The following is a 4,723-nucleotide window of genomic DNA, read 5'->3' on the forward strand; positions in this document are numbered from 1 at the left end:
GCCTACCAAGGCCACGATGCATAGCCGACCTGAGAGGGTGATCGGCCACACTGGGACTGAGACACGGCCCAGACTCCTACGGGAGGCAGCAGTAGGGAATCTTCCGCAATGGACGAAAGTCTGACGGAGCAACGCCGCGTGTGTGAAGAAGGTTTTCGGATCGTAAAGCACTGTTGTTAGAGAAGAACAAGGATGAGTTAACTATTCATCCCCTGACGGTATCTAACCAGAAAGCCACGGCTAACTACGTGCCAGCAGCCGCGGTAATACGTAGGTGGCAAGCGTTGTCCGGAATTATTGGGCGTAAAGCGCGCGCAGGCGGTTTCTTAAGTTGGGTGTGAAAGCCCTCGGCTCAACCGAGGAGGGTCACTCAAAACTGGGAGACTGGAGTGCAGAAGAGGAGAGTGGAATTCCATGTGTAGCGGTGAAATGCGTAGATATATGGAGGAACACCAGTGGCGAAGGCGGCTCTCTGGTCTGTAACTGACGCTGAGGCGCGAAAGCGTGGGGAGCAAACAGGATTAGATACCCTGGTAGTCCACGCCGTAAACGATGAGTGCTAAGTGTTAGGGGGTTTCCGCCCCTTAGTGCTGCAGCAAACGCATTAAGCACTCCGCCTGGGGAGTACGACCGCAAGGTTGAAACTCAAAGGAATTGACGGGGGCCCGCACAAGCGGTGGAGCATGTGGTTTAATTCGAAGCAACGCGAAGAACCTTACCAGGTCTTGACATCCTTTGACCACTCTGGAGACAGAGCTTCCCCTTCGGGGGCAAAGTGACAGGTGGTGCATGGTTGTCGTCAGCTCGTGTCGTGAGATGTTGGGTTAAGTCCCGCAACGAGCGCAACCCTTGATTTTAGTTGCCAGCATTTAGTTGGGCACTCTAAAGTGACTGCCGGTGCAAGCCGGAGGAAGGTGGGGATGACGTCAAATCATCATGCCCCTTATGACCTGGGCTACACACGTGCTACAATGGATGGAACAAAGGGTAGCGAAGCCGCGAGGTGAAGCCAATCCCATAAAACCATTCTCAGTTCGGATTGTAGGCTGCAACTCGCCTACATGAAGCCGGAATCGCTAGTAATCGCGGATCAGCATGCCGCGGTGAATACGTTCCCGGGCCTTGTACACACCGCCCGTCACACCACGAGAGTTTGTAACACCCGAAGTCGGTAGGGTAACCTTTATGGAGCCAGCCGCCGAAGGTGGGACAGATAATTGGGGTGAAGTCGTAACAAGGTAGCCGTATCGGAAGGTGCGGCTGGATCACCTCCTTTCTAAGGATAAGGAAACCTGTGAATCTTTTTCCCTTCTTTTGTTCAGTTTTGAGAGGTTCATCTCTCAAAACGTGTTCTTTGAAAACTAGATAAGAAAAGTTAGTGTAAAAAGATGAAGAGAAACCGTAGGTTTTTCTTCAACCAAAACCGAGAATCAAACCGAGAAAGAATCTTTCCGTTTTCATAAGCGATCGCACGTTTATGAAAACACAACAACACCTTCGTAAGAAGGATGAGGTTAAGTGAGGAAGGGCGCACGGTGGATGCCTTGGCACTAGGAGCCGAAGAAGGACGGGACTAACACCGATATGCTTTGGGGAGCTGTACGTAAGCGTTGATCCAGAGATTTCCGAATGGGGGAACCCTCTATCTTTAGTCGGATAGAATCCTTACGTGAATACATAGCGTAGGGAAGGCAGACCCGGGGAACTGAAACATCTTAGTACCCGGAGGAAGAGAAAGAAAATTCGATTTCCTGAGTAGCGGCGAGCGAAACGGAAAGAGCCCAAACCAAGAAGCTTGCTTCTTGGGGTTGTAGGACACTCATTGTGGAGTGATAAAAGAAGGCGATAGATGAAGCGGCTTGGAAAGGCCCGCCAGAGACGGTAACAGCCCGGTAGTCGAAATGGTCTTCTCTCCCGAGTGGATCCTGAGTACGGCGGAACACGTGAAATTCCGTCGGAATCCGGGAGGACCATCTCCCAAGGCTAAATACTCCCTAGTGACCGATAGTGAACCAGTACCGTGAGGGAAAGGTGAAAAGCACCCCGGGAGGGGAGTGAAAGAGTACCTGAAACCGTGTGCCTACAAGTAGTTAGAGCCCGTTAATGGGTGATAGCGTGCCTTTTGTAGAATGAACCGGCGAGTTACGATTTGTTGCAAGGTTAAGCGGAAAAAGCGGAGCCGTAGCGAAAGCGAGTCTGAATAGGGCGTTTTGAGTAACAGGTCGTAGACCCGAAACCAGGTGATCTACCCATGTCCAGGATGAAGGTAAGGTAATACTTACTGGAGGTCCGAACCCACGTACGTTGAAAAGTGCGGGGATGAGGTGTGGGTAGCGGAGAAATTCCAATCGAACTTGGAGATAGCTGGTTCTCTCCGAAATAGCTTTAGGGCTAGCCTCGAGGTAAGAGTCATGGAGGTAGAGCACTGTTTGGACTAGGGGCCCCTCTCGGGTTACCGAATTCAGATAAACTCCGAATGCCATTGACTTATCCTCGGGAGTCAGACTGCGAGTGATAAGATCCGTAGTCGAAAGGGAAACAGCCCAGACCACCAGTTAAGGTCCCCAAATATACGTTAAGTGGAAAAGGATGTGGGGTTGCTTAGACAACCAGGAGGTTGGCTTAGAAGCAGCCATCCTTGAAAGAGTGCGTAATAGCTCACTGGTCGAGTGACCCCGCGCCGAAAATGTACCGGGGCTAAACGTATTACCGAAACTGTGGATGAATCCCGTAAGGGATTCGTGGTAGGAGAGCGTTCTAAGGGCGAAGAAGCTAGACCGGAAGGACTAGTGGAGCGCTTAGAAGTGAGAATGCCGGTATGAGTAGCGAAAGAAGGGTGAGAATCCCTTCCACCGAATATCTAAGGTTTCCTGAGGAAGGCTCGTCCGCTCAGGGTTAGTCGGGACCTAAGCCGAGGCCGATAGGCGTAGGCGATGGACAACAGGTTGAGATTCCTGTACCAGTCTTTGTTGTTTGACGATGGGGTGACACAGAAGGATAAGGAAGCGCACGGATGGAAGAGTGCGTCCAAGCAGTGAGTGTAAGAAGTAGGCAAATCCGCTTCTTGTGAAGCATGAGCTGTGATGGGGAAGGAAATTGAGTACGGAAGTTCCTGATTTCACGCTGTCAAGAAAAGCCTCTAAGGAGAGAAAGACTGCCCGTACCGCAAACCGACACAGGTAGATGAGGAGAGAATCCTAAGGTGAGCGAGAGAACTCTCGTTAAGGAACTCGGCAAAATGACCCCGTAACTTCGGGAGAAGGGGTGCTCTGATAGGGTGAAAGCCCGAGAGAGCCGCAGTGAATAGGCCCAGGCGACTGTTTAGCAAAAACACAGGTCTCTGCAAAACCGTAAGGTGACGTATAGGGGCTGACGCCTGCCCGGTGCTGGAAGGTTAAGAGGATGGGTTAGCTTCTTGCGAAGCTCAGAATTGAAGCCCCAGTAAACGGCGGCCGTAACTATAACGGTCCTAAGGTAGCGAAATTCCTTGTCGGGTAAGTTCCGACCCGCACGAAAGGCGCAACGATCTGGCACTGTCTCAACGAGAGACTCGGTGAAATTATAGTACCTGTGAAGATGCAGGTTACCCGCGACAGGACGGAAAGACCCCGTGGAGCTTTACTGCAACCTGATATGGAATGTTTGTACCGCTTGTACAGGATAGGTAGGAGCCATTGAATCGTGTGCGCCAGCATACGAGGAGGCGCTGGTGGGATACTACCCCCGCTGTATGACCATTCTAACCCGCCACGCTTAGCGCGTGGGGAGACAGTGTCAGGTGGGCAGTTTGACTGGGGCGGTCGCCTCCTAAAGAGTAACGGAGGCGCCCAAAGGTTCCCTCAGAATGGATGGAAATCATTCGCAGAGTGTAAAGGCACAAGGGAGCTTGACTGCGAGACTGACAAGTCGAGCAGGGACGAAAGTCGGGCTTAGTGATCCGGTGGTTCCGCATGGAAGGGCCATCGCTCAACGGATAAAAGCTACCCCGGGGATAACAGGCTTATCTCCCCAAGAGTCCACATCGACGGGGAGGTTTGGCACCTCGATGTCGGCTCGTCGCATCCTGGGGCTGTAGTCGGTCCCAAGGGTTGGGCTGTTCGCCCATTAAAGCGGCACGCGAGCTGGGTTCAGAACGTCGTGAGACAGTTCGGTCCCTATCCGTCGCGGGCGCAGGAAATTTGAGAGGAGCTGTCCTTAGTACGAGAGGACCGGGATGGACGCACCGCTGGTGTACCAGTTGTTCCGCCAGGAGCATCGCTGGGTAGCTATGTGCGGCCGGGATAAACGCTGAAAGCATCTAAGCGTGAAGCCCCCCTCAAGATGAGATTTCCCATTTCTTTAAGAAAGTAAGATCCCTGAAAGATGATCAGGTAGATAGGTTTGGAGTGGAAGTATGGCGACATATGGAGCGGACAAATACTAATCGATCGAGGACTTAACCTTAAAAAGAACTTTCAGATTCTGGTTCACACGCTTTTCTTCTCTAGTTTTGAGAGAACAACGTTCTTTCATATTCCTTGTCTGGTGGCTATGGCGAGAAGGTCACACCCGTTCCCATCCCGAACACGGTAGTTAAGCTTCTCCGCGCCGATGGTAGTTGGGGGCTTCCCCCTGTGAGAGTAGGTCGCCGCCGGGCAAGGTGTTATTTTGGAGGTTTTAGCTCAGCTGGGAGAGCATCTGCCTTACAAGCAGAGGGTCAGCGGTTCGATCCCGTTAACCTCCA

The 4,723-nt window shown here is 52.1% G+C and carries 1 tRNA gene and 3 rRNA genes; all 4 read left to right on the forward strand.

The annotated features are described in order from the left end of the window. Positions 1–1,276, forward strand: a 16S ribosomal RNA gene (locus MAQA_RS13285); the annotation flags it as partial. Between the two features lie 236 nt (positions 1,277–1,512). Next, positions 1,513–4,443 (forward strand): 23S ribosomal RNA (locus MAQA_RS13290). A 77-nt stretch (positions 4,444–4,520) separates the two neighbouring features. Beyond that, positions 4,521–4,636 (forward strand): 5S ribosomal RNA (gene rrf, locus MAQA_RS13295). Between the two features lie 13 nt (positions 4,637–4,649). Next, positions 4,650–4,723 (forward strand) — tRNA-Val (locus MAQA_RS13300).

The sequence above is a fragment of the Listeria aquatica FSL S10-1188 genome, assembly GCF_000525795.1.
GTDB classification, from domain to species: Bacteria; Bacillota; Bacilli; order Lactobacillales; family Listeriaceae; genus Listeria; species Listeria aquatica.